1 protein-coding gene is annotated in these 1,072 nt (G+C 59.2%); it reads right to left on the bottom strand.

Annotated elements, in window-relative coordinates:
* Positions 1-121: 121 nt before the first annotated feature.
* Positions 122-781, bottom strand: coding sequence for a c-type cytochrome (locus tag F7R19_RS29545; protein WP_223506127.1), 660 nt, complete (start codon positions 779-781; stop codon positions 122-124).
* Between the last annotated feature and the right edge of the window lie 291 nt (positions 782-1,072).

Genomic DNA, 1,072 nt, shown 5'->3' with positions numbered 1-1,072 from the left:
TGGCCAACATGTTCACCGTAATCACTCCGGTTCTCCTGCTCGGCATCGAGCAGGCATTGGAACACGTGGGTCAAATTTCGATGAAAACTACGTACGGCAGTGGGTCAGTTTTGCGTGCACATCAACAGCTTCGCTCCTGCGCGCGCAGATGATCGGTCAGATCGGTTGGCTTCGGATCGAGCGTCGCAGCCAGCGGCCCATCACCACGCCCCTGCGCGCCATGGCAACTTGCGCACTGCGCCTGGAACAGCTGAGCGCCCCGACTTAGATCGGGTACTTTGGCAGGCGCCACTGGAAAAGGGTACGCGCGCTGTACAGCGGCCGCGAGTTCGTGGGCGATTTGCGCCACGGCAACCGCTGTGGCCTTGTTCGCGACTGCCTCGCGCAATGACGCTGCCTGCTCGCGTAGCGATTGAGTGGCGGGACCCTGAGGCAACTCTCCCAGTTGGCGCTCCGCTGTGGCCGCAAACTCCTGCATCTCCGCATATTCGGATCCATTGAGCACCTTGCCATCGTCCACCGCACCGCCGTAGTCAACCGCGACGTAGTCCAGGAGTTGCCAAATCTGCCGGGCTTTGGCGTCGAAGGCCTCCGCGGCGTGGACAAAGTTCGTGAACAACGCGCTGATCGTCAGCAGCAGTGCAATCGGCCAACGGCTCAGAACTCGGCAAAACATGGAGGCACCCCGGATATTCATTCGGAAATGAGTGTAATTCGCATTCGCCACCACGTCCACGCCAAACGCTTCGTTCCCGCCACCCTGCGACGCATTAGTGTCCAACGATGGCGTCGTCGGCTAGGCCAAGCGAGATCCTACCGTCAAGTGAGGCCTAAGGATCGCGCCGGATCTCAATGTAATCCCCCCGACAGTTTCCGGTTAACTCCTCGTACTGAGTCCCTCGCATTGCAGACGCCGCAAAACTGACAAGTCAATGCGACGCACGGTGAGCTTGCCCCCGCAAAACGAATCCCTTGCTGAGGTTAAACTGAAGCAAGGAGAGATGTGATGACAAGCAAGACAAAGCGGGCGCAGTACACGCTGGAATTCAAGCTGGAAGCGGTACGGCTGGTG

This window comes from Cupriavidus pauculus, from assembly GCF_008801835.1.
GTDB classification, from domain to species: Bacteria; Pseudomonadota; Gammaproteobacteria; order Burkholderiales; family Burkholderiaceae; genus Cupriavidus; species Cupriavidus pauculus.
The sequence above is the reverse complement of the archived record's forward strand: the minus strand, read 5'-3'. Positions and strand labels throughout refer to the sequence as shown.